This window comes from Haloarcula halobia, from assembly GCF_029338255.1.
GTDB classification, from domain to species: Archaea; Halobacteriota; Halobacteria; order Halobacteriales; family Haloarculaceae; genus Haloarcula; species Haloarcula halobia.
Genome location: NZ_CP119787.1, coordinates 1991656 through 2016487 on the forward strand (window position 1 = coordinate 1991656; position 24832 = coordinate 2016487).

17 protein-coding genes are annotated in these 24832 nt (G+C 66.6%); 8 read left to right on the top strand and 9 right to left on the bottom strand.

All coding sequences use genetic code 11. The features are described from left to right. Positions 1-315: 315 nt before the first annotated feature. From P1K88_RS10605 to P1K88_RS10615, 3 genes are all read right to left on the bottom strand, one after another. Positions 316-1596: a nucleotide sugar dehydrogenase gene (locus tag P1K88_RS10605; protein WP_276410147.1), complete on the bottom strand. Its 1281-nt coding sequence runs from the start codon at positions 1594-1596 to the stop codon at positions 316-318. Next, entirely contained in the window at positions 1593-2702 is a 1110-nt protein-coding gene (gene wecB, locus P1K88_RS10610) for a non-hydrolyzing UDP-N-acetylglucosamine 2-epimerase (RefSeq protein ID WP_276410148.1), read from the bottom strand. The genes P1K88_RS10605 and wecB overlap by 4 nt, the downstream gene beginning before the upstream one ends. Before the next feature lie 375 nt (positions 2703-3077). Next, entirely contained in the window at positions 3078-4226 is a 1149-nt protein-coding gene (locus P1K88_RS10615) for a glycosyltransferase family 4 protein (RefSeq protein ID WP_276410149.1), read from the bottom strand. A gap of 139 nt (positions 4227-4365) precedes the next feature. Between P1K88_RS10615 and P1K88_RS10620 the strand changes: the two genes are divergently transcribed. Continuing rightward, complete coding sequence (locus P1K88_RS10620) at positions 4366-5187, top strand: glycosyltransferase family 2 protein (protein ID WP_276410150.1); 822 nt, start codon at positions 4366-4368, stop codon at positions 5185-5187. Positions 5188-5202: 15 nt separating this feature from the next. On the opposite strand, the gene P1K88_RS10625 is transcribed toward P1K88_RS10620, so the two are convergent. After that, on the bottom strand, positions 5203-6384 hold the full coding sequence (locus tag P1K88_RS10625; RefSeq protein WP_276410151.1) for an FG-GAP repeat domain-containing protein: 1182 nt from the start codon (positions 6382-6384) through the stop codon (positions 5203-5205). A gap of 269 nt (positions 6385-6653) precedes the next feature. Between P1K88_RS10625 and P1K88_RS10630 the strand changes: the two genes are divergently transcribed. Further along, the gene (locus P1K88_RS10630) at positions 6654-7784 is read left to right on the top strand and encodes a Gfo/Idh/MocA family protein (RefSeq protein ID WP_276410152.1); all 1131 of its coding nucleotides are present in this window, start codon (positions 6654-6656) and stop codon (positions 7782-7784) included. A gap of 123 nt (positions 7785-7907) precedes the next feature. Here P1K88_RS10630 and P1K88_RS10635 read toward each other — a convergent pair whose 3' ends face one another. After that, entirely contained in the window at positions 7908-8891 is a 984-nt protein-coding gene (locus tag P1K88_RS10635) for a DUF1616 domain-containing protein (RefSeq protein ID WP_276410153.1), read from the bottom strand. A gap of 355 nt (positions 8892-9246) precedes the next feature. Between P1K88_RS10635 and P1K88_RS10640 the strand changes: the two genes are divergently transcribed. Continuing rightward, positions 9247-10602 carry a polysaccharide deacetylase family protein gene (locus P1K88_RS10640; RefSeq protein ID WP_276410154.1) on the top strand — a complete coding sequence of 452 codons (1356 nt, stop codon included), beginning with the start codon at positions 9247-9249 and terminating at the stop codon, positions 10600-10602. Between the two features lie 71 nt (positions 10603-10673). Next, positions 10674-11636 carry a glycosyltransferase family 2 protein gene (locus P1K88_RS10645; RefSeq protein WP_276410155.1) on the top strand — a complete coding sequence of 321 codons (963 nt, stop codon included), beginning with the start codon at positions 10674-10676 and terminating at the stop codon, positions 11634-11636. A 15-nt stretch (positions 11637-11651) separates the two neighbouring features. Here P1K88_RS10645 and P1K88_RS10650 read toward each other — a convergent pair whose 3' ends face one another. Continuing rightward, positions 11652-13529: an asparagine synthase-related protein gene (locus tag P1K88_RS10650; protein WP_276410156.1), complete on the bottom strand. Its 1878-nt coding sequence runs from the start codon at positions 13527-13529 to the stop codon at positions 11652-11654. A gap of 237 nt (positions 13530-13766) precedes the next feature. Between P1K88_RS10650 and P1K88_RS10655 the strand changes: the two genes are divergently transcribed. Continuing rightward, positions 13767-14675 carry a hypothetical protein gene (locus P1K88_RS10655; RefSeq protein ID WP_276410157.1) on the top strand — a complete coding sequence of 303 codons (909 nt, stop codon included), beginning with the start codon at positions 13767-13769 and terminating at the stop codon, positions 14673-14675. Positions 14676-14773: 98 nt separating this feature from the next. Here the strand turns inward: P1K88_RS10655 and P1K88_RS10660 are convergent, their stop codons facing one another. The 3 genes from P1K88_RS10660 to P1K88_RS10670 form a co-directional block, all read right to left on the bottom strand. After that, positions 14774-17419 carry a hypothetical protein gene (locus P1K88_RS10660; protein ID WP_276410158.1) on the bottom strand — a complete coding sequence of 882 codons (2646 nt, stop codon included), beginning with the start codon at positions 17417-17419 and terminating at the stop codon, positions 14774-14776. A 260-nt stretch (positions 17420-17679) separates the two neighbouring features. After that, positions 17680-19074 carry a sulfatase gene (locus P1K88_RS10665; protein ID WP_276410159.1) on the bottom strand — a complete coding sequence of 465 codons (1395 nt, stop codon included), beginning with the start codon at positions 19072-19074 and terminating at the stop codon, positions 17680-17682. A gap of 75 nt (positions 19075-19149) precedes the next feature. Further along, positions 19150-20658, bottom strand: a complete 1509-nt coding sequence (locus P1K88_RS10670) for a lipopolysaccharide biosynthesis protein (RefSeq protein ID WP_276410160.1) — start codon at positions 20656-20658, stop codon at positions 19150-19152. An 810-nt stretch (positions 20659-21468) separates the two neighbouring features. Here P1K88_RS10670 and P1K88_RS10675 point away from each other — a divergent pair. The 3 genes from P1K88_RS10675 to P1K88_RS10685 are packed head-to-tail and all read left to right on the top strand — an operon-like array spanning position 21469 to position 24788. Then, on the top strand, positions 21469-22554 hold the full coding sequence (locus P1K88_RS10675; RefSeq protein ID WP_276410161.1) for a DUF354 domain-containing protein: 1086 nt from the start codon (positions 21469-21471) through the stop codon (positions 22552-22554). Next, positions 22551-23810: a YyaL domain-containing protein gene (locus tag P1K88_RS10680; protein WP_336407538.1), complete on the top strand. Its 1260-nt coding sequence runs from the start codon at positions 22551-22553 to the stop codon at positions 23808-23810. The genes P1K88_RS10675 and P1K88_RS10680 overlap by 4 nt, the downstream gene beginning before the upstream one ends. Then, the gene (locus P1K88_RS10685; RefSeq protein ID WP_276410162.1) at positions 23811-24788 is read left to right on the top strand and encodes a hypothetical protein; all 978 of its coding nucleotides are present in this window, start codon (positions 23811-23813) and stop codon (positions 24786-24788) included. The last annotated feature ends 44 nt before the right edge of the window (positions 24789-24832 follow it).

Consider the following 24832-nt stretch of genomic DNA (forward strand, 5'->3'; position numbering starts at 1 on the left):
CGATCGAGTTCGTTCCCGGGAGTGGATCGATGACGTGATCGAGATCGACGACGACCGGTCGGTCCGGGCGTCTCCAGCTCGGTCCGCCCACAACGACAGGCGGTGGTGCGGAGGCGGTGATGCGGGCGTGGCGTCGTGAACCGGGACTCATCGGTGTACTCATCGCGTCCTGCCGGTCGGCCCTTTCGCCCCCCGAGACACGTCGCCGTGGCTTCGACCGTCTGAACCTACGTCGGGCATGCTCGAGTCGGAGGTGTACAGAAATCTCTCAGAGCTCCTCTCGCACCTGGACGACTGCGGTCCCGAAAACCTTCGTTACAGCTGTTCGACGTCCATGCCGTGTTCGGCCCACTCCTCGGCGTCGAGGACCCACTTCGTGTCGATGACGAGGGTGCCCCGCATCCGGTCGCGGAGGTCGTCCGGGGAGAGGTCGGCGAACTCGTCGTGGTCCGTGGTGATGACCACGGCGTCGGCGTCGGCGAGTGCGCTCTCGTAGTCCGAGAGCTCGAACTCGGAGTCCGTGACGTACGGGTCGTAGACGCGGACCTCGAGGCTCTGCTCACCCCCGTCGGTGGTGATGAGCGGCGGTTCCTCGAACAGGGTCCTGGCGAAGCGCTCGCCGGGGCTGTTGCGGGCGTCGTCGACGTTTCCCTTGTACGCCAGACCGAAGACGGCGACGGTGGCGCCGGCGAGGCTACCCAGTTCGTCCGTGAGCATATCGGAGACGTACTCGACCATCCCGTCGTTGACCTCGCGGGCACACTCGATGAGGTCCACGGAGTCGGAGTTCTGGCCCAGGTAGTGGGGGTCGACAGGCAGGCAATGGCCCCCGACGCCCGGCCCGGGGGTGAGCAACGAGACGCGCGGATGTGTGTTGGCGAGGTCGAAGCTCGAGCGCACGTCGACGCCGTAGTCCCGTGCAACCTTCGCGAGCTCGTTGGCCAGCGCGATGTTCGTGTCCCGGAAGGTGTTCTGCGTGAGTTTCACGAACTCCGCCGTGGTCGGGTCGGGAGCGCGGTGGACGCGGCTCTCGGTCACGGACTCGAACAGCCACGCGGCCGACTCGGTGGAGGCGTCGTCGATACCGCCGACGATGCGGTCGTTGTGCTTGATCTCGTGGAGGATGTTCCCGGGGAGGATGGTCTCGGGACAGTGTGCCAGGTGGAAGTCCCGGCCGGCGCGGAGGCCACCTATCTCGAGTGCGGGGCCGACGACGTTCTCGGTCGTCCCCGGGGGCGACGTGGAGGTGAGGATGACCGTGTCGCCCTCGCGGAGGTGGGGTTCGACGTTCCGGGCGGCCTGCTCGACGTACGTGAGCACGGCCCGCTCGGCGTCCTCGTCGAACGGCGTCGGGACGCAGATGAGGTGGTAGTCACTCGCCGCGGGCGTCGTCTGGAGCGACAGCCGCCCCGAGTCCAGCGCCTGCTGGACGTACGCCTCGAGTTCGACCTCGTTGTACGGCGGTGCGCTCTCACGCAGCATCTCGATGCGCTCGCGGTCGGTGTCGACGCCGACGACGGAGAAGCCCTCGTTCGCAAAGAGCGCGGCGGTCGGCAGGCCGACGTACCCGAGTCCGTGGACGGCGACGCTCGTCATGCCCGCACCTCCGAGGTGACAGCCGTCTCGACGCCACACCCTTCCAGGATGCGGGCCGCGGCGTGGCCGTCGCCGAAGGGGAGGTCCCAGTCGGTGTCCCGGGTCTGCATCTCGAAGGCGTTGACCACGATGCTCTCCGGTTCTGGGCCGGCGAGCACGTTCGACCCGACCTCGAGCGTCTCGGGGCGTTCGGTGTTCTCCCTGAGCGTGACACAGGGGGTCCCGAGGATGCAGGTCTCTTCCTGGACGCCGCCGGAGTCCGTGAACACGAGCGAGGCGGTGTCCTCGAGGTGGAGGAACTCGAGGAAGTTCAGCGGTTCGATACACCGGATGTGTTCGGGCACCGTCAGGCCGAACTCCTCGAGCTTCGCCTCGGAGCGGGGGTGAATCGGGTAGAGGACGGTCTTGTCGGTCAGCTCCGCGTACCGGTTCACGCCCTCGAGTAGCTGGGCGAACCGCTCCGGGTCGTCGACGTTGCCCGGCCGGTGGGCGGTAAGCAGGACGAACTCGCCGGCGGCCACGCCCAGGTCCTCGAGGACGGTGCTACGGTCCGCGGCGATGTCCCTGTTCTGGAGGACCGCGTCGACGACGGTGTTGCCGGTGACGCTGACTCTGTCGGCGGGGATGCCCTCCTCCCGGAGGTGCTCGGCCGAATCGCCGGTCGGTGGAAAGAGGAGGTCTGCGGCGTGGTCGACGAGGATGCGGTTGTGTTCCTCGGGCATGTCGCGGTCGAAGCTGCGGAGGCCCGCCTCGACGTGTCCGAGCTGGACGTCGAGTTTCATCGCCGCGATGCCGCCGGCCAGTGCGGAGTTCGTATCGCCCTGGACCAGCACGACGTCCGGGTCCTCGTCGAGGAGAATCTGCTCGATCTCGATGAGCATCTGCCCGGTCTGCTCGCCGTGGGTTCCGGAACCCACACCGAGATTGTAGTCGGGCTCGGGGAGCTGGAGGTCGGTAAAGAACACGTCGTCGAGCTTCTCGGAGTAGTGCTGTCCGGTGTGGACGACCGTGAAGGGCACGTCTCCGTCGACACACGCTCTGATTACCGGGGCGAGTTTGATTATCTCGGGTCTGGTCCCGAGGACGAACGCGATGTGTGTGCTCACAGGCCAGAAAACCCGGTATATCCGCTTTGTAAATCGTTTCTTATCGCGACGGCTGTGTGAAACTCGTGGCCGGAAGTAACTGCTTTCGTCGGTTTGGTCCCTTTACTACCTGGTCACGGACTCACTGTTCAAATTCCGGCTATTACGCCGAGGGTAGCGTAGGGTTGCTCTCCGAGTGATGGGTGTTTTGCCAGGCGGCGACGGGTGCCGTCCTGCAAACCCGTCGCATCAAGGATGTGGCGGCCCGTCGAGGACCGCCGCGTCTCCCCCGACGTCTGGTGGACCCGTTGCGCGTTAGTAACCCGCTTCTGGCCGTCGGTCCCGATAAGGGCCTCCTTCTCTCGCTGCTGTACCGCGCCGAAGTCGGGGCAACGGTCAGTCGGTCACCTGGACATCGACGGTGACCCGGCCGGGTCGGGCGTCGTCCCCGGTCACGAGACGGTCGTACGTCTCGAGGAGCTGGTCGGTGATGTGGTCCCACGTGTACTCGTCCTCGATGGTCGCCCTGTTCGTCCGGGCCATCGCAGTCCGCCGGTCGTCGTCGCGGACGAGCGACTCCATGGCTTCACCGAGCTCGTCGACGTCGACGGGCGCCACCAGGATGCCGTTCTCCGGGCCGACGACCTCGGGGATGCTCCCCACGGTCGTCGAGACGATGGCGTTCCCGCCGGCCATCCCCTCGAGCAGCGAGATGGGGAGTCCCTCCGCGTACGTGGGGAGGACGTATATCGACCCCTCGTTCAGGAGTTCGAGCTTGCGCGGTTCGCTCACGAACCCGTGGTACTCGACGGCGTCGAACTCGCTCGCCAGGTCCGTCACGAGGTCCGATCGCGGCCCCTTCCCGGCGATGCTGACCGTGAAGGCGAGGTCCGCCCAGTCCAGGAGGCGGCGCACCGCCGTCACGAACTCCTCGACGCCTTTGCGATCGATGAGGTTCGAGACGTAGACGATCCGTGGGGGGTCGACGTCGTAGACAGGGGCGAAATCCTCGGCCCGGACCGGGTTCGGGAGCACGCTGACGGACTCGAGGGCCAGCTCCTGCTCGAGGACCGTCGCCCAGTACTCCGAGAGGACGATGACCTCGGTGCAGCGGTCGAAGATGAACTGGATGTACGCCCGCCTGAGCGATCCGGCCTCCGCGAGGAAGTCGTCGAAGTCCGACCCGTGGATGTGGACGACGATGGGGACGTCACGGAGGAGCGCCACCAGCACGATGTATATCGACTTCCGGTAGAACGAGACGCGGGAGGACGCGTGGACGTGGACGACGTCGGCGTCGAGATACAGCGGGAAGAGGAGCACTCGCGAGAGCGCCGAGAGCGCCGCGAGGAACAGCCAGCGGACCTTCGCGAACCCGCCGGCGTCCAGGGCGTCGGTCCCGGCAGGGACGCTCGTGTTGTAGACGGTCACGTCCAGATGATCGCCTAGCTCGTCTGCCTGCCCTCGGAGGAACTGTGATACGCCGCCGGTCTCTTGCCGACACGGTCCGACGATGAGCAGCGACTCGGGCGATGGATCGGTCATTGCGGAGCAGTTCCCGAAGCCGACGTATTGTTAATCACATCATGTCGCCGGCCGCCCCGACCGGGACGGCGGGGATTTCAGGGTGGAAAGGGACGTATAATAAATACTGATAGTGGCGAGCTTCCGGACGAAGATTTCAATGGTTTCGGTAAGCGTCGTCGTGGCGACGTTACAATCCTACGACGAGTTAGACGTCGTGGACTATCTCGAACGGGGGACGTACGACGACTACGAGGTGGTCGTTCGTGACGACTATCCAGTCTGTAGAGCGCGAAACGAGGGGATACGACAGGCCAGCGCCGACAAAATCGTCTTCCTCGACGACGACTCGCTCCCGCGTGAGGACTATCTCGAGCGGGCCGTCGAGACGCTCGAGCAAGAGCCGGCGTTCTCCGGGCGGACGGTCCACCCCCGGGCGGACGTCTTCGGCCGTCACTTCACGGCCCACTACAACCGGGGCGAGGAGCCCCGTTACGTCGATACGTTCTGGGGAAACAACATGGGCGTCCGCAGGGAGGTCTTCGAGACAGTCGGCGGCTGGGACGAGAACATGGGCTGGGGCCACGAGGAGAAAGAGCTCGCCGCGCGGGTGCGGACGCAGTTCGACATCCTCTATGACCCCGACCTGGTGGTCTCACACTCCTACGCCGACAGCGTCCCCGGCTACTGGCGGAAGATGTACAACCTCGAGACACAGCACCCGTACTACTGGCGCAAGGTCGGCTACTCGATGCGCGAGGTCGTCTCGATGACGGTGTTCGGCGCGTTGAACCCGAAGTACTACGTCGTGCGGGGGCTCAAGGGGTCGCTTGTCAAGGCCGGAGCCCAGCTCGCCGGGACCGCGGGGCGCATCAGGGGCGTCCTCGACCTGCTGGGGACGGACTCGCCCGATTTCGACTCGGGGATCCCGTCATTCGAGAGTCGAACCGCCCGCCAGAATCCGACGACGTCGACAGAATAGGGGTCCGTCTACCGGTCAGTTCTCGTTGTACCAGACGTCGACGTGGTGGTCCGGCGCGTAGGACTTCCCGACGATGTCCATCCGGCCGTCCCCTGTCATGTCGACGGCGACGGCCTCGTGAGTCTCGATACCACGGGACGCGACCTCCTTATCGAAGGTCCCGTCGCCGCGGTTCCTGAACAGGAGGTGGACCGGGTCGTCGTTCTGGCCCAGTCCCATCTCGGCGACGTATATGTCGGGGTTCCCGTCGCCGTCGAAGTCCGCGACTTGCAGCGTGTGGGGGCAAAAGAGGCCGTCTTCGAGGATCGTTCCGGTCCACTCCGGCCCGTCGAAGACCGCGACGCGCCCGGGATGGGTCCCGTAGTGGGGCGAGTCTCCCTCGGAGAATATCACCTCGAGGTCGCCGTCGCCGTCGAGGTCGGCCAGCTCGACGCGCGTGTCGTCCCACCCGGTCACGACGGGGTCGCGCCGCCACCCGGTCGCGGCGCCGCTGTCGCGGTGGTAGACGTAGGTGCCGGCGATGATCTCGCTCTGTCCGTCGTGGTCGATGTCCCTGATGCGGAGCCCCTCGATCTCGATGCCTCGGTCGACGATGTGGAGACACGATTCGGGCCACGGCACGACGGTCGGGTCCTCCGGGATGTCGTAGTAGAATACGGTCTCGGACTCCTGGGAGAGGCCGACGAGCTCGTCGGCCCCGTCGCCGTCGACGTCGCCGGCCGCCAGGTCGTGGTACTTCTCGAAGGTGTCGGTGACCAGGTGGGGCGTCCACGGCTCGCGCGGATCGTCGGGCATCTCGAACCAGTAGACGTCGGTGTTGTTGATGCCCTGTCCGGCGACGACGTTTTGCCGCCCGTCGCCGGTCACGTCACACAGCGTCGCGCCGACGTCGAGGTTCGGGACGAAGGCCACGTCGTGGCGCTCCCACCCGGGGTTTTCGTACCAGAAGAGGTTGGTGTGTTCTATCCCGACCACATCGAGAATCGCCTCCACCGGAAGTGGGGTGTCTCGATCGAGCTGATAGGCGAGGTCGCGGGCGGGGAACCCCTGCCCGGCGCCGCCGACGATGACGTCGGGCAGGCCGTTCCCCGTCAGGTCTGTCGTGAGACAGAACCCGAGGCGGGAACACGGCGGGTTCGCGTCGATCTGTTCGTGTCTGAACTGCGTCCGGGACTGCTGTCGTTCGGTCTCGCTCATGGTTCGTGGCCGGGACCGCGGACCGACGCTCGCGCCAGCGCGTGCGGACAGTCCGGCTGGGTCCCGTCTCGTACTGGTCGTGGGTGCCGGGACAGATAATTAGCCAGCGCGTACCGCCCGGTATCGCCGGTCCCGGCGCTCGTCTCCCCTCGCTGTGACCCGATCGCGAGAACGCACTCACTCACCCCTGCCGGAGTACGGCCGAGACACGAGGGCGGCCGCCAGTACGCGGTTTCTAACCTTGTGAACTCGGCCACACAGGTTCACCGATGACCTACAAGGTTGCAATCGTGGGGACCGGTGCGGACCCGGACAATCCAGACAGCGACGGGTTCGCCATGGCGTACCGCCACGCCGGCGCGTACGCCCGACTGGACTCGTGTGAGCTGGTCGGCTGTGCCGACATCGTCCGGGAGAACGCCGAACGGTTCGCCCAGCGCTGGGACATCCCGGCCGAGAACGTCTTCGAAGACGCGAGGGAGATGCTGGCGGGCGTCGAGCCCGACATCGTCAGCGTCTGTGTCCCGCCACACGTCCACGCGCCCGTCGTGATGGAAGTCGCCCGGGGTGAGAGCGTCCGGGCCATCCACTGCGAGAAACCGATGGCGACGACGTGGGAGGACTGCCGGGAGATGGTCGAGACCTGCGAACAGCGAGGGGTGACCCTGACCTTCAACCACCAGCGACGCTTCGCCGGCCCGTTCACGAAGGCGAAAGACGAGCTCGAGGACGGGACCATCGGGACGCTCGAGCGCATCGAGCTCGGCGGGGACAACCTCTTTGACTTCGGGTCGCACCTCTTTGACCTCTGTGGCTACTTCACCGACCAGGCCCGGGCCGAGTGGGTGCTTTCCGGCCTCGACTACTCCGAGGAGAACGTCCAGTTCGGCGCCCACAACGAGAACATGGCCATCGCGCAGTGGCGCTACGAGAACGGCGTCTACGGACTCGCCGCGACCGGCGACGACAGCATGCTCTCGTGTCTGATTCGCCTGGTCGGCAGCGACGGCGTCATCGAAATCGGCGGGGACGAGGCTCCCCTCCGGGTCCGAAGCGACGGCGCGTGGCGCACGCGCGATACCGGTGGCGACACCGTCCACGGCCCGAAGGGGTCGCTGGTGGAGGCCGCGAAACAGCGCGTCGCCGCTCGGCTACCGATGGTGAGCGCCGAGCGAGCTCGCACCCCGACGCTCATCGACCGGGCCATCGCCGACGTCGTCGACGCCGTCGACACCGACAGCGAATCGGGCCTCTCGGCGTCGAACGCGCTCCAGGCGACGGAGCTCATCTTCGCCTGCTGGGAGTCCTCGCGGCGCCGCACGTGCGTCCACCTGCCGCTCGAGATCGCCGACAACCCACTCGAGTCGATGGTCGAAGACGGCGAACTGCTGGCCGACTGATCCTCTGGCATTCGCTTCATCGCGTCGTCGGAAACGACACACGACAGCTGATCTCCAGTCGTCGAGACCAGCGTCTCGGTGTCGAAAATAGTCTCAATCGCCCCTTCACCGGTCACCGGACCGTCACATGGGTTCGGTGACGTCGATCGACAGCGACAGGTAGCGGTAGGCGTTGTCGGTCGTCGGATTCTCCGGTGGCGTCCCGGCGTAAACGAGGTAGACGACACGCAGGTCCTCGCCGAACAGCGTGGGCGTGACGGTGTGGTCGTAGTCCCAGGACTCGCCGCTCTCGACGCGCTGGACGTCACGGAGGAGTTCGGACCGCTCGGTGACCGCCCGTGCACCCTCGCCCTCCGCCCCGAGGCGCTGTATCTGCACCACGACGGTGTAGACTACGGCTTGCCCCTCGTTGTTCGACACGCGCAACACGAGGTCGGCCCGTCCGTCGGGGCCGAGCTCGGTGGGGTAGTTGCCTGCCACCAGCTCCCCGTCGGGTGACTCCGTCAGGAGCGACGTCTCCGTGTACTTGACACCGTCCTGGGGGGTCGTCAGCGCCACGGCGAAGGTGCTCATCGCCGCGATGACCACCACGGCCAGCCCGACGTTGAGCACGGCGTCGAGGGTGTTGCCCTGGAGCCCCCGATACCCCTCGCCCAGCCAGTACCAGAACGGTGCCTCGTAGCGTGCGTCCGCCGGCGTCCGGAGCCGTCGGATCGTGCCGCCGGCCAGGGCGGCAACGACGAACGCCGTCACCACGAGCAGGATGTTCTGTAACGTGAGAGGGAGAGCGGCGAAGGCCATGCCCATGCCGAACAGCGGGAGCAGCGCGACGCTGAGACCGAGGGAGAGAGCGGCCCGCTCGCCCTCGCCGAGGACGCCGTCGTTCAAGTTCTGCCTGAACGGGTTCGCCGTCTGCCGCCCGCGCCGTGCCGGGAACACGAGCGTCGTGAGCGCGTAGCCCGGCAGCAGACACAGGAAGACGCCGGCGAGTACCAGTCGAACGGGCGAAGGGAGCAAGAGCAACGCGACGTTGGCCACTGCGAGCAGGCCCACGATCAGCCAGACGTCCGCCAGTTGCGCGACGAGGGACCGGATGCTATCGCCCACGGTACCCCCCTCGCGCGTCGGCGTCGGAACCAGCCACGGGGCCCGACTCGTCGGTCCGCTCCGGGCCCCCACCGGCCCGCACGTAATCTACGATAGCCATCTTGTAACGCCACTTTGTGGATATTCGTCTTTGTTATGGTCGTACTATGATTCCGCACACAGGCCAGTGCGAGCGGTCGGTCGGCATCGCATCGCCCGGACGGCCTCGATCCGACATACTCGTTGCAGGTCGTCGGACGGCGCTGGAACCGTCACCGTGTCCGCCGGACTGTCAGTCCCCGATAGCACAATAGGCGTCTCCTACTGGAGAGTAGTAGGGTCAGTACAAACCGTCCGGGGAGACATCCGATACCAAATGAACGGCCCTCCCATCTCGAGGCGTACTGCCATCAAGGCCGGCGCGGTAGCGCTGACAGGGCTCGCGGGCTGTCTGGTCCGGCCGGCGAACTCGAACCCGGGTGCGGGTAGCGACGACCGGGAACCGACCGACGGCGACGCTCGTGACGGCCCCGTCGGCACGGACGACGACTGCTCGCCGGCGACGGGGTCCGGGCCGACCGGTCCCCTGACCGTCGAGTTCGACAGCCGCGAGCGGTCCCGCTGTCAGGGACGCCTCCTCGAGGACTTCAGCAACCTCAGTTACTGGGAGGTCTTCGACGGGTCGCTGGCCGGCGGCGAGTCGCCGTATCCCGGCCAGTCGGCCCGACTGACGGCGTCCGAATCGGAGGTGCGGACGTGGATCGGCCGGTCGTTCGATGACGGTCTCGACCTGCGCGACTGGGACCTCTCGATGGCCGTCCACCCGGGTACCGGTGAGACGCGCGTCTCGAACGTCCGCCTGCAACTCCTGGCCCCGAACCGCCAGAACCGCCTCGACATGTGGCGCCCGCTGGACGAGACCGACGGCTGGTTGCGACTCGACTTCGGTGCGACAAGCGAGATCGGGTCGCCGGACCTGACCGACGTGCGGGAGATCCGCGTCCAGTCGTGGGTCGGCGACGAGCGGGCCGCCGACTTCCGCATCGACGAACTGCGCGTCACGCCGAAGCTCGACGAGGGGGGCGTCCTCATCACGTTCGACGACATGTCGCTGTCGCAGTACGAGAACGCGTTCCCGGTGATGCAGGAGTACGATTTCCCCGGCGTCGCGGGTGTCATCCCGCGCCTCGTCGGCGCTGAGCAACGTATCGACCTCACACAGCTCCAGGCGCTGCAGGGCGCGGGGTGGGACGTCGTGAGTTACCCGCAGGGCGAGACCTCCCTCTCTGAGTTCGTCCGGTCGGAACAGGCCGCGATGATACGCGAGGCAAAGCAGTGGCTCGTCGACAACGGCTTCGAGTCCGGCGCCCGGTTCGCCGCGTTCCCGTTCAGGCGCGTGACACAGACGACGTTCGACATCGTCTCGAAGTACCACTACCTCGGCCTCTGGAGTGGTCGGTGCCCGAGCGGCCAGCTGACCGGGCCCCTGTCTGTCAGCCGGGTCAACGGCGCGGATCCGGAGACGACGAGACGGACGGTCGAACTCGCACAGAAGTACCGCCAGGTCGTCCCGATCATGTACCGCACGGTCGGCGATTCGACGGACCACGTCACGACGGCGGCCTTCGAGGAGACGGTGCAGCTCATCGACGACCTCGGGGTCCCCGTCCTCACGATGTCGGACCTCTGGGACATGCAGTCCATCTCGGACGGTGCGCCACCGGCCGAGTGAGCGGACCAATGCGACAGACGGTGCGGAACAGACGTATCATAACAAAGTGGTTCGTAGCGAACCGACGTGTGATGGAGACCGACACCGAGTCACCGCTGGTCAGCGTCGTCATCCCGACGTACGGCCGCCCGGAGTTTCTCATCGACGCCGTCCAGAGCGTCGTCGACCAGACCTATCCCGAGGTCGAACTCGTGGTCGTCGACGACCACTCCCCCGATCCCGTCGAACCGTCTCTCGCGGACATCCCGTTCGACGAGCTGGCCCGCGCCGAAGTCGTCCGCCACGAGGAGAACCGGGGCGGGAACGCCGCTCGCCGGACCGGCATCGAGCGGTCCAGCGGCGAGTTCGTCGCCTTCCTGGACGACGACGATCACTGGGACCCGACGCTCGTCGAGCGCGTGGTCTCGGTGTTCCAGGCGGCAGGCCCCGACGTCGGCGTCGTCATGGCCGGGACGCGCATCGTCGACGAGGACGGTGACGAGATCGGCAGGGTCGTCCCGGACGCCGAGGGGGACGTGACCGAGGGGATTCTCCGCGGGACGGTCCGGGCGGGGTCGTTCTCCCGATTTACCGTCCGTCGGAGCGTCGTCGACGCGACGGGCCTCCCGGACGAGCGATTGCCCAGCTGGCAGGACCTAGAGTGGCACATCCGCCTCTCGGCCCGGTGTGAGTACGCGTCGCTCAGGGACGCCGTCGTCACGCGACGGGTCACCTCACACGACCAGATCACCGACGATTTCGAGGCGAAGCGAGACGTCTCTTACCCGCTCTTGCTCGAGAAACACCGACCCCTGGCCGCCGAGTTCGGTCGGGGGACCGAGCGGCGGTTCGTCGCGACGCTGACGCTCACGCTCGGGTTCTCCGCGCTGCGAAACGGCTATTACGCGACGGCCGTCCGGACGTTCGGCCGGGCGATCAGGTACGACCCGCTCGCCCCGAAGGCGTACCTGTACCTCCTGCTGGCGCTGGGCGGGCCGTTGACGTACAAGCCGGCCAAGGGACTCCGGCGAAAACTCAAGGCCTCGATGGGCTAGGCGTCGAGCGACCGTTCACTCGGCCGTGCCGGCGCTGGCACCGTGTCGGGCTGGCGTTTCGCTGTCGGTCGACTTCGTATCGAGGTGCAACTGGAACCAGCGTTCGACCGTCGAGAGCGCCGCGAGCGGTCCGAGGTTGTTGGCCTCGCCGTTCCAGTGGTCCGTCCGCAGCGCCTCGATGGCGTCCGCGTCGAACACCGCTCGCTCGCAGGCGTCGTCGAGGAGACCGTCTATCAGGTCGCGCATCTCGTCGTGTTCCTCGTACCACATCTGCTGGAGCCGTCGTCCGCCGTAGGCGTTCTTGCCGAGCAGTCGCTTGGTGGCCGTGTCGGCGACGAACCCGACGACGTGGAGCCAGAGCGGTCGGCTCGGGGGCATCTTGGTCCGCTCGTAGGGGATGCCGTTCAGCCCGTAATCCAGCCGTCGCGCGAGTTCGAGCTTCCCGCGCGACGTGCCGGCCGGAATCGTCCCGCCGGTGAACGGGATCGTATCACCCCTGTACTCCAGAGGGAGCTTGCTCACGGCGTCGAGGAAGCCGCTGGTGCAGATGGGAATCCGGCTCCCGACCTGACTCCGTGCCAGCGGGTTGCTGGCGAACTCGCCGCGTGCCATGTAGTTCCGGTAGTAACAGTCGAGGGCCTTGCCGACCGAGTCCGGCGCCGTCGAGTCGGCGACGACGGACCGGTAGGTCGCCATCGGGTCGACCTCGTCGGTCAGCAGGCGTCGCACGTCGCGTCGGCTGCTCTGGTGTTTCTCCTGGTAGAGCGACTCTTCGGGGGTGTCGTAGCGCCTGAGCACGTCCTGGCTGAGGCCGCCGCCGAGCATCGTCCCCTGGCCACAGCCCTCGAGGACGACGTCGGCCGGGTCCTCGATGTTGAACACGGCGGTGAGGTTGAGGAACGTCCGCCAGGTCAGCATGCCGCTGGTGAGTGTGACCGCCTCGTCGAAGACGTCCACGAACCGGTCGGGCGTGAGCGGGACCTCCTCGTTCCTGGCGCCCAGGCGCTCGGAGATCTGGCGCGCAATACGCCTGTTGCCCCCGTCCGAGGGGTTGGCGTTGTAGGTGTAGGTGGTGATGGTGTCGAAGTGTTCGCACAGCGCGCCGGCGAGGGTCCGGCTGTCGAGGCCGCCCGACAGCCAGAGGCCGATTGACCCGTCCATGGTGGCGGACGTGTCCGCGACGGCCTGCCGGTACGCCTCGACGATGGGACTCATGGGGTCGTCCTGCGGACCGGTCTCGAACTCGAACTGCCAGTACTGGCGGACGTCACGGCTCCCACCCTCGTACTCGAGGACGGAGGCCGCGGGGAGCGCCGAGATCTCCTCGATGAGGGTCTTCTCGCCCCACACCTGTCCGATGAGCAGCATGTCGCTGAGGCCCTGGACGTCGATGGTCGGCCCGTCTACCGCCGCGAGCGGTGTCGCGAGGTTCGAACCGAACGCGAACGGGCCCTCGCTGGTGTAGAAGCACTGTCGCGTCCCGAGCTTGTCCGTCCCGACGACCAGTCGGTCGGCGTCCCGGTCGAGCGCGACGAGCAGGAACGGCCCGTCGAGTGCAGCCAGCGTCTCGTCGGGCCGTGAGAGCACCGCCTCGAAGAGGTCCTCGCTGGAGAATTCGAGGGCCTCGAGGTTCGTGATGGCCCCGTAGACGACGCCTGCGCGGTGCTGGTCGTGCCACGTGCGACCGCCGCCGGGGTCTCTCTGTCCGTGGTGGACGAGCGCGACGCCCAGGTCGGCGAAGTCGACGGCGTCGACCTCGTACCACGATTCCTCGTGCATCGGCTCGAGGAGGGACTCGAGCGGCGTCGAACGTGTCACCCCGCCGGCGACGCCGGTCATCGGTCGCTCACCGTCCAGCAGTGACTCGCCGGGGACACGGCCGACGGACGCCACCGCGTCGTTGGCGCGTCGGGCTGTGGTACCGTCGGGGCAAGCAGTATCGGTAGTAACGTCCGTCGTCGTATCATGGCAGAGTAGTCCCGAGGAACGGGTCTTCGAGTCGGCCCGCTGGGGGGATATCGAAAGTACTGCCGTCGTCAGGCATTGTTATCGGTAGACTAAACCGCCACACCGTCGGTCTCGGGGGTGTATCGAGACAATAACAATGCGTAGATACCGGGAAGGACGCCCATGTACGATTTGCAGCAATTGCTACGCGGGATTGCCAACCCTGGCCTGGCCGTCCGTGAGGTGAACCGCCTCTATCACACCCGGCTGGGTCGCCAGAACGGGAATCCCCGCGGCATCGACGTCTTCGAGGAGGACTGGGACAACCTCCTCATCCTCGACGCGTGCCGGTACGACATGTTCGAGGAACAACACTCTCTCCCCGGCACTCTCGAGTCCCGGATCTCGAAGAGCTCTCACACCAGCGAGTTCCTGCAATCGAACTTCGCCGACCGCGACCTCCGGGACACCGTCTACGTCACGGCGAGTCCGATGTACTACCGCAACAGGGACCGCCTGAACGCCCGACTGCACGACGTCGTCAACGTCTGGCAGGACTTCGGGTGGCACGAGGAGTACCGGACGGTGCTGCCCGAGACGGTCCGCGAGTTCGCGATCGACGCCGCCGAGACGTACCCGGACAAGCGACTCGTCGTCCACTTCCTCCAGCCCCACTACCCCTTCATCGGGCCGACCGGCCGGCATCACTTCGACCTCGACCAGCTGAACTTCGAGTGGGACAGCGCACTGACTGGCGATCTTGGCATCTCCGACGAGGTGCTGTGGGCGGCCTTCCGCGAGAACCTCGACGTGGCGCTGCCACACGTCGAGGCGCTCATGACCGAGTTACGGGGCAGGACGGTCGTGACGGCGGACCACGGGCAGATGATCGGGGACCGCTCCGCACCGCTGCCGGTGACCGACTACGGACACCCGCCGGGGCTGTACACCGAACAGCTGGTGAAGGTCCCGTGGTTGATCTACGAGAACGGGCCGCGCAGGGAGATCACCGCCGACGCGGCTGCCAGCGAGGACGCCGACGTCAGCGAGGAGGCGGTCCAGGACCGCCTCGCGGACCTCGGATACCTCTGAGCGCGCCGGTTCGAAAAGCGATGGAGAACGGAGACGGGGCTGTTGCAACGAGAGTCACGCCGTCCCGGGTGCAGGGCTGACTCGGCCGGCGGTGGCGGTTACGACGAGACGACCGTCTGGTCGGTGACGGAGTTGCCCGCCAGGTCGGTCACGGTGATCGACACCGTGTAGTCGACCCCGCCGCCCTTCTTGAATCGATACTCGTCGGTGTCCGACGCCCTGCTCGTGCCGTTGAACGTCCAGGACGTGCTGCGGACGACGGACCCGGAGTCGTCGGCGATCTCGAGCGAGACAGTGTCGAGGTCCCCGTCGACGTCGGAGACGTCCCAGTTGACCGTGATCTCGGCGTGTGGGTTGTTCCGACCGGCCTCGGAGACGTTGAACCGGTTTATCACCGGCGGCGAGTCCGTCGTGGCCTCGCCGGAGGTGAACGTCTTCGTGCCGCCGGTCGCCGCGTCGCCGTCCGACGCGGCCGCCGTCGCCCGGTACTCGTAGTCCGTGCTGTCGCTCAGCCCGGAAATCGACTGCGAGAACGACCCGGCGGCAGACAGCGTCTGGGACGCGGTGGCGGTCCAGGACCCGCCGACGGGCCGGTACTCGAAGGCGACGTCGACGGAACTTGCCCCACCCAGGTCGCTGAGCGTGCCGTCGAGCGTCGCCGACGTGCTGCCGACGTCGCTGACGGCGTCGGTGGTCACGGTCAGCGCGGGTTCGGTCGTGGTGCCGTCGAAATTGGCGGGGTCTATCTGGGACCCGTTCAGGTAGACGGTGGTTCCGCCCTCGACGAACTCGATGGACTCCAGCTGGCCGGAGAACTGGAGGCCGTCCATCTCGTCGGTGACCCAGCCGTCGACGGTGTCCCCGTCGACCGTGTCGTACTGGCTGAGCGAGGTGCCGAAGGCCGGATGGTCGACGATTTCGCCGGAGACTGAGGCCACGTAGTTCGTGGTCGTCCCGTCCCCGACGATCTGGAGCGTGTTGGGGTACGCCGAGTTCGCACTCAACGTCGCCGGCTCTACCTGTACGCCGTTGACCGACACCTCGGCCTCGCCCTCGACGAACTCGACGCTCCCGAGCGCCTTCGAGTAGGTGTAGGTGTCGTTGGTGCCGTCGCTCGTGATCCAGGCGTCGACGGACGACTCGTTGACCGTGTCCCAGTCCTCGATGTCGCTGGTCGCCTCGACGGTCCCGCTGACCGCGTACCGGTAGTTGGTGGTCGTTCCCGTGCCGGTGACCGTGACCTGGTTGTCCAGCGTCGTGGTCTCCTCCTCGGTCGTGGTGGTCGTGTCGTCGGTCGACTCGGCGGGTGCAGAGGTGTCCGGAATCTCGCAGGCGTCCCGCGAGACGTTGTCGTAGACCTCGACGCCCGAGACCGGCGACGAGAGACAGCCGCCGTCCATGATGGCGGGCCGCCCGCCGACGACTTCCAGTTCGCCCGCGCCGGAGAACTGGCTGTCGATGACGTCGATGCTCTGGTCGGGCGCCGGGTCACCCCACCGCGGGTCCGTCCGTGCGTAGACGGCGTTGACCGCCGACACCTCGGAGCGAACGCGGCTGTTCCTGACCTCGAGGGGACCCGCGTTACCGTCGACGAAGATGCACCGGCCGCGGTCCGGGCCGCTCTTGTACATGAACTCGCAGTTCTCGACGAGGATGGGCCCGGGCGTCACGCGCTTGGTCTCACAGATGACGCCGTGGGGGTTGATGAACTCGCCGCCGATGTCCTGGTGTGCGTTCTCCGTGTCGATGAGGAACGTACAGTCCCGGATCGTGTTCTGGTCGCCACCGCCACCGCCGATGCGGATGGACGTCTGGTTGTTGTTCTCGAACAGGCAGCTGTCGTAGTGGACCGTCCCGGGCGTCCGGGAGGCGTAGACGGCGTTCGTGCCCGTGTTCGCGAAGTGGCAGTTCCGGAAGAGGATCGACCCCTCGTGGCGCTCGCCCAGCCAGACGGGGCCCTCGTTGGAGTTGCCGTCGAGGTGGCCGTGCGAGACGATGTCCGTCGGGCCGGTGCGCTCGACGCCGTCGATGACGGCCGAGCCGTTCGGGTCGGTGGCCATCGGGACGAGGTTGTTGACGGCGCCTGCCTCGTTGGTCGGATTGAACCCGACGTAGTGGACGTCCTGGACCCGGATGGCGTCGGGACCCCGGATGATCATCCCGAGACTCCCGTCGTGGTCCGAGCTGTAGTCGAGGGTGACGTTCTCGACGAGCTGGCCGCTGCCGCCGTTGGTCTTCAGGAAGAACTTTCCTTCGCCGGCGTCGGTGAAAAAGCGGACGTCGCCGGGGGTCGACCCGAGCCCGCGGATCCCCCAGTTGTCCGGCGATCCGAAGGTGTTCGTGCTCTCGAAGTAGTAGTCGCCGGCCGGGAACTCGATGAGGACGTTGCCGTCGCTCAGCGTGTTCTCGAGGGCCGAGTCGATAGCGGCGTCTCCGTTCGGGTCCATCCCCAGGTCGTCGACGGCGTTGACGACCGTCCCGAACTGGATGCCGTAGCGTTCTGTCGCGGCGGTGGCGCTCCCGACGATGCCCGTCGAACTGACCGCGACCGCGGCGGCGCCGAGTCGGAGGTAGTCACGCCGGTTAAGGTCTGGTTTCCAGCGACCGTCGGCCCCCTCGTCCGTCCTTTCGCTCCCCTCATCCTCGGGGGGTGTCGCCTCTCGTTCACGAGCCTCGCGGGGCGTTGCATCGGATCGTTCCGCCCCGGTAGGGGCATCTTTCTGCGGTTGGGTTTTGTCGTCCATCGCTGTATCTGAGACTTAATCTGCCCTTAATTAGCCGTTCTTCCCACTTTACTCTAGTAAACAGCTCACCGGCTGAATGATTGTAGGCCGGGTAACATCGTTTACGTACCAGTTAGTGCAATATCAACCAAGATTGTTGCTGTAATGGGCATCAGGGGGTGGGACTCTCGGCCCAGCTCGTCCCGTAGTAAGCGCGTCCTACTGGCCCGAACTGCCACCAACGGGCAGTGCGTCGCCCTCGTCTCGCCTTCGGACCGCCCTCAGAGATAGCCGAGATCCCTGAGCTGGCGCTCCATGTTCCGCGAGAACGCCGCTTCCCCCTCGGAGACGCGAGTCCGTGAGTGCTCGTCGAGCCACTCGGTACAGCGTGCCTGCATCCGCTCGAGTTCGTCGGGGTGGGCCCCGGAGACGTCCACCACCTCGTCGGGGAGTCGGAACAGCCCCTCCCCGGAGTCGCTTCGCTGGTACCGGAAGTCCCGGGTCCTGATGCTGGTCAGGTCGCCCTCCGGGAACGCCGACTCGTCGTAGTCCGGCCGCTGGTCTTTGAGCTGGCGAACTTTCTTGGCCGCTCGCTTCCCGCCGCGCTGGGTGACCGCGAACGGACGCTCGCTGTCCCTGAGGTCGAACCCCGCCGGGACCGGTATCTCCACGCCACACTCGTGTAGCGCCATCCGCATCGCGTCGGCGTGCTGGACGAGTTCGTCGCTGCCTGCCAGGCCGTCGACGCCGTAGACGACCATCGGGACGTTCGACACCGCCGTGTTGGCCACGAGCATGTGCGCGAGGAGGCCCTGTTCGCCGAGGAGCTCACCGTGGTCGGCGGTGACGACGATTATCGGGTCGTCGAGGCGCTTCCGTGCCGCCTCGACGATGATCCCGGCGAGGTGGTCGACGTACAGGAGACACTGATCGTACATGACCTCGATGGCGTTCCACTCGGCCTCGCTGAACGACGCTCCGTTCGCGATGTGTTCGACCAACCGGTCGGACATGTCGAGCGAGACGGCGAGCGCGTCCTCGAGTGGGAGCTCGAGGTCGTCCTCGAACTGGGTGCGCCACCCCTTGGGCGGGTAGTAGGCGTGGTGGCTGTCACCGATGTGCGTATAGAGGAAGAGCGGGTCCTCCGACGTCTCTGCCTGCCGGATGTGCCGCTTGGCGATCTCGGTTCCGAGGTAGCCGATGCAGTGTTTCTTCGTGTCGGTCGTCAGCCCGGCCGAGTGGCGGTTGAGGTTGAGTAGGAACTTCGCCATCGTCAGCGGGCCGGCCTCCTGCAGGAGGGTGTCGTAGTTGAGGTAGTGGAAGTCGTCGAACCCTCTGTCCAGGCCAGTCGCCTCGCTCACCTGCGCGATGGGGGAGACACAGGCCGTGTGGTAGCCGGCCGCGGCCAGCTGTTCCGGTATCGTCGCCACCTCCGGGCTGAGCTTGGAGTCGAACGCGAGGACGCCGTGGTCGGCCGGCGCCCGTCCGGTGAGTATCGACGTGCTCGACGTCCGGGTCCAGATGCCGTGGGAGAAGCAGTTCCCGAACGCCGCCCCGCGCGGGTCGGCCGCGAGTCGCGCCAGGTTCGGCGTCGTGTCTCTGTCGTGTCCACCGAGGGTGGTGTGGTCCTGTCGGACGCTCTCGAGGGAGATCCAGACGATATCTCGCTGTACCATTGACTCTCACGTGACCGCCGATCGGTTTAATTCAATGGTGACTACCGCCGCTTTCAGGGAGGGGAGCGCCCGAGATCAGGCCTTGATACTCGTGATCACGGTCTGGACGTTCTGCCGGACGCCCCAGTTGAACTGGGTCTCGAGGACGATGACCGCGGCGCCGTAGACGACGACGCCCAGCACGATGAGAAGCGGGAGTTCGAAGACCGGGCGCAGGTCCAGCATCGAGGCAGTGTACCAGCCGACGGCGGCCATCGTGCCGCTCGCGGCGAGCGGGTAGAACAGCTCGCGGAGCACCTGCGTGAAGGTGCCGTCGATGGCCTTGACGGTCAGGTACATGTCCATCGGCATCATCGGGAAGATGAAGATGCCGGTCACCACGAGGGCCGTGCCGACGATACCGTATGCCTCGGTCGCCGGCCAGATGAATATGGCGAGCAGCACCACGCGGATGAAGCTCAGCTTGGTGATGTAGTCCGGCCGGCCGATGGCCTTCCAGAGTGGACCGAAGGTCTTCGAGACGGCCCGGAGGAGGCCGAAGATGGCCAGAACCTGCATCACGGGGATCATCCGCTCCCACTCGGGACCCAGGAACACCTGGACGAAGCTCGGGGCGATTATCATGATGCCCATCGCGGCCGGGAACGAGACGAACGCGGTGACCCGAAGCGTCTGCAAGTACCCCTCACGGAGTTTGCTGGTGTCTTCCTTGAGCTTCGAGAGCGCCGGGAACATCACGCTCGAGACGACCTGGGCGATCTCGGTCGCCGGGGCGTTCGAGAACTGGTACGCGTACTGGTAGAAGCCGAGTGCGGCAGGGGTCAGCAACCAGCCGATGAACGCGTCGTCGCCCTCGCTGTACAGCCAGTACAGGATCGACGAGGCGGTGAGCCACTTCCCGTAGTCGATGAGTTCGCCCGCCTTCGACCGGTCGAACGAGGGCCACGGGCGGTAGTCGTGGAGGACGTACGACAGCACGAGCTTCATCACGTCGCCGCTGACGAACCCGAAGATGAACGCCCAGGCCGTCGGTTCGTAGAGCGCGTAGCCGACGGCGACGGCCAGCTGGAGGATCTGTCCCGACAGGTAGTAGACGAACCGCTTGTGGAAATCGAGGTTCTTCGAGAAGTACACCACGCCCGGGTTCTGGAGGCCAAGGACGAGCGGCGACAGCCCGATGACACGGACCATGTCCGCTGCACGCGGGGTACCGAAGAACTGTGCGATGAACGGTGCGGCGGCGAACAGCACGGTGAAGATGATCACACCGCGGGCGATCTCGAGGAGCCACGTCGTGTTGAGATAGCTGTCGACGTTCGAGTCGACCTGCTGAATCAGCTGGGAGTTCAGCCCCATCTTGGTGAACTTCCGGACCCCGCTCAGCGTCAGCAGTGCGATACCCATCAGTCCCACCTCGGAGGGGCCGATGAGGCGCGCGAGGACGATGAGCATGACAAGCTGCAGCGCCCGGCCGAACGCGTTCTGGCCGGCCATCCAGATGCCGCTCTTGACGGCGCGCTCGGCGACACCGCCGCTGGGAATCAGGCGGTCGATGAGGTTTCTGACCTTCGAACGGAGGCTCATATCAGTCCCTCCCCGGAGCGGGGCCCGTTCCCGGCGAGAGCCGGTCGGCCGGGCGGCGGCCGGCAGCGACACCCGTCGACGACCGATACCGAACACCGGCGACGGACTGGGACACACACCAGTTCGCGTGCGTCAACGACCCGTTCGCCGGGCGACCCTGCGAGCGGGTCGCCGGAGGACAGGCAGACGACCCGCTCGGTCTGGGGTTTGCTTCCATGTGGGACTCACTTTCGATGACCGGGCTATTGTTATGGTCGGGATAATGGAGTCACAGACCGGTGTGGCAACCGGCATCCGGTCGCCCTCCCGGGAAACTGGGGTCCCAGCGCTCCGACTGGTCCCGCCACAGGCCCGCTGTCGTCGGCGCTGACACGTTCCACGGTCACCCGGTCCCCGAAAGCGCCGATTACCGTCCCTCGACGGCGCGGCAGGACCCTGCCGGCGGCTCGGGCGTTCGCCACCGCCGCTGTGGATGATGGGTCAGGGACCGCCGACGGTCGACGAAACTCACCGAACGGGTCGATTCCGGCCGCTGACGGGCTCTGCTTCCGGTCCCCGTCCCGACGATGTGCCACAACACCGGTCGGACGGGGCAGCTGTCCGACAGGTTCTGCAGGGACAGGCCGGCCATAACAAAGCCCACAGACGGTTCCTGTCGACATATCCGAGACATGAGAGCGAACAGGCACGACGGAAGCCGAGAACGTCGGGTAGAGCGCGTCCCAGTCAGACCGCCGTGCGTCGCAGAGTCGGCGGCCCGAAGCGGTGTGAGCGGCCGGGCCGGCCGGAGGCCGGCCGGTGGAGGTGCACATGGCGACTGAGGCGAGCGTCGGGTCGTCCGTCCCCCGGGAGTCCCACACGTGGGTTGACCTCGTGAGTCCCTCCCACCCGTTTTTCTTCCGTGCACTGGTCGACGGCCTCGACCCGATGGCGACGACGGTGACTGTCCGCAAGAAGACGGAGACGGTCCCACTCGCCCGGGAGGTCGGGTTCGACGTCCGGACGGTGGGCCGTGACTTCGACAACCCGACGGTCCGCAAACTCGGGATTCCGCTCCGGACGGCACAGCTGAGCCTCCGGGCGCCTGACGCTGACGTCGCGCTCTGTTCGCGAAACGCAATGTGCATCCTCGCGGCGAAGGCGCGTGGCATCCCTTCCATCCACTTCACCGACAACGACATCACGGCCCACGTCGACGGCCTCCGGGCCGAGGAACTGTACAACCGCCTCGAGGCGATGGCGACGCACAACGTGGTGCCCGCCGCGTTCGACACCTGGGAACTCAAGCGGTGGGGGGCCAGCAGCGGGTCGATTCACACCTACGACGGCCTCAAGGAACACGTCTACGTCGCTGACTTCGAACCGAATCCGCAGTTCCTCGAGAAACTCCCGTTCGACGAGTACGTCGTGGTCCGTCCCGAGGCGATGACCGCGGCCTACGTCGACGTCGACCAGTCTATCGTCCCGCGACTGCTGGCCGAGGTGGTCGACCGTGGCTACAACGTGGTTTACCTGCCCCGCTCGCGCGGTGACGAGACGTACGCGGACGCCTTCGCCGACGACAGGGTGTACACGCCGCCGAACGCGCTGAACGGCCTGGACCTGGCCTGGCACGCCCGGTGTGTCATGACCGGGTCGGGGACGATGGCCCGCGAGGCGGCCTGTATGGAGACGCCCGCGGTGTCGTTCTTCCCGAACTCGCTGCTCTCGGTCGACCAGCAGCTGGTCGACGAGGGCAAGGTGTTCCACTCGCGGGACGTGCCCGACATCGGCGAGTACCTCACGGGCCTCGACGCCGCCGACGCCGAGCCGAGTCGAGAGCGCGCCCGGACGGTCCGAGACGACGTCGTCTCGCTCACCCAGAGTCTCATCGACGACCTGGAGGGTGATCGATGAGCGGGGAGGGACTGGCGGCCCAGGGCCGCTCCAACGGCGACCGGTGGGTCCAGGACACGGGACACGCCATGGACCGGGACGACCTCCCGGCCGACGAGGCGTTCCTGCTCCAGGTGATGCTCGATACACTCGCGTACGCCCGGGAGCGGGACTACACCGGGTGGGACTACTTCGACGGGATGAGCAGCCGCGTCCTCGAGGGGCTCCCCGCCGACAACAAGTGGGTCAACATCGCCGTCCAGGAGAGCATCAAACGCGCGCCGGTGAACGTCAGGCCCCTCCTGCTGGTCGAACAGCGCCAGAACTTCAAGGGGACCGCGCTGTTCGCGATGGCAAACGAGACGGCCTACGCGCTCACCAGCGGCGAGCGCTACCGCGAGGAGTCGCGGGCCCTCGTCGACTGGCTGGTCGACAACAAGGCCGACGGCTACGCCGGGTTCTGTGGCGGCCACACCCACGAGATGCAGCAACTGGACGAGCGGCGGCCGGCCAACACGCCCAACGTCGTCCCGACGTCCTACGGCGTCAAGGCGCTCCTCCGTGCAGCGGAGTACGACGACGAGTACGGCGCCGTCGCGCGCTCGGCGGCGTCGTTCGTCGCGGAGGACCTGAAGTACACCGAGTTCGACGGCGGCGCGCGCATCGTCTACCAACCGCTCTTCGACGGGGAGTTCTACACGCTGAACGGCGGCGCCCTCGGGGCACGCATCCACGTCGACCTCTACGAGGCGTTCGACGACCCCGTCTACCTCGAACGAGCACAGAAACTCCTGGACTACATCGCGACCAAACAGGCCGACATCGGGGGCTGGAAGTACCGCGATCCGCCCTCGGCGTCACACCTCTCGATGGACAACCACCACAACGGCTTCGTCCTCGAGGCCTACCAGCGGTACCAGGAGGTCGTCGGCGACGACCGGTACAGCGAGACCATCGAGCGGGCGCTCGACTTCCACCGGGAGTACCTGTTCGACGCCAACGGCGCGCCAAACTGGGACGAGACGAAGGCCTACCCGAAGGACATCCACGCGGCCACGCAGGGCATCATCGTGTTCTCGAAGGCCGGCGAGTTCACCTTCGCCCGGAAGATACTCGACTGGGTCTTCGCCAACCTCTATGCCGGCGAAGGGCAGTTCTACTACCAGAAACGGCGCTTCTACACGAAGCGGTTCACGCTGATGCGCTGGTGTCAGGCGTGGATGGCCTACGCGATATCGGTGTACCTCGAGGAACGTCACCTCGACGGGGGGACCTGAATGGACGTCGACGTCGTCCGGGCGAACCTCCGGAACCACTGGAACGACCCGAAGTGGTGGCGCGAGATAGCGATGCCCTTCGCCGTCCGTGCCACGATCGTCCAGCCGTACTTCCGGTACGTCCACGACAACGACGGTATCGACGTCATGGACGAGGAGTGGGACAACCTCCTCATCCTCGATGCGTGTCGCTACGACATGTTCGCCGCGCACAACACACTGGCGGGCGACCTGCAGCGCCGGGTCTCGAAGGGGTCCAACACCGCCGAGTTCCTGCAGCGGAACTTCGCCGGGCAGACGTTCGACGACACGGTCTACGTCACGGCGAACCCCCAGGTCGACGTCCGCCTGGACGCACCGTTCTACGAGACGGTGTCGGTCTGGAAGGACGCCTGGGACGAGGCATTCAACACCGTCCGCCCCGAGGCGATGGTCGAGGCGACCCTCGAGGCCCAGGAGCGGTTCCCCGAGAAGCGCATCATCGCCCACTTCGTCCAGCCCCACTACCCGTTCATCGGCGAGTTCGGGCGGACGCTCGTCGACGACCAGGCCGGCATCGAGCTCTCGAAGCGGCAGGCGACCGGCGAGACGGCCGAGAGCGACCACTACAACGTCTGGGACCTCCTCCAGCGCGGCGTCGTCTCGGAGGCCGACGTCTGGAAGGGGTACAACGAGAACCTCCAGCTGACCCTCGAGCACGTCGAGGACCTGCTCGAGGAGCTCTTCGGCCGCACGGTGGTGACCTCGGACCACGGGAACCTCGTGGGCGAACGGCCCACGCCGTGTCCGGTCCCGTTCCGGATGTACGGGCATCCGCCGTCGGTCTACGCGGACGCGCTCGTCACCGTCCCGTGGCTGGTCGTCGAGAGCGAAACGCGCCGGGACATCGTCGAGGGCGTCCCCACGGACGAACGGGGGGACGAGCCCGTCGAGGACGAGGACGCCGAGGAACGTCTCCGTGCGCTGGGTTACCTGTAACCGCGTCGACACGGCGTCGGGGATCGACCCGGTGTCGGGGCGTT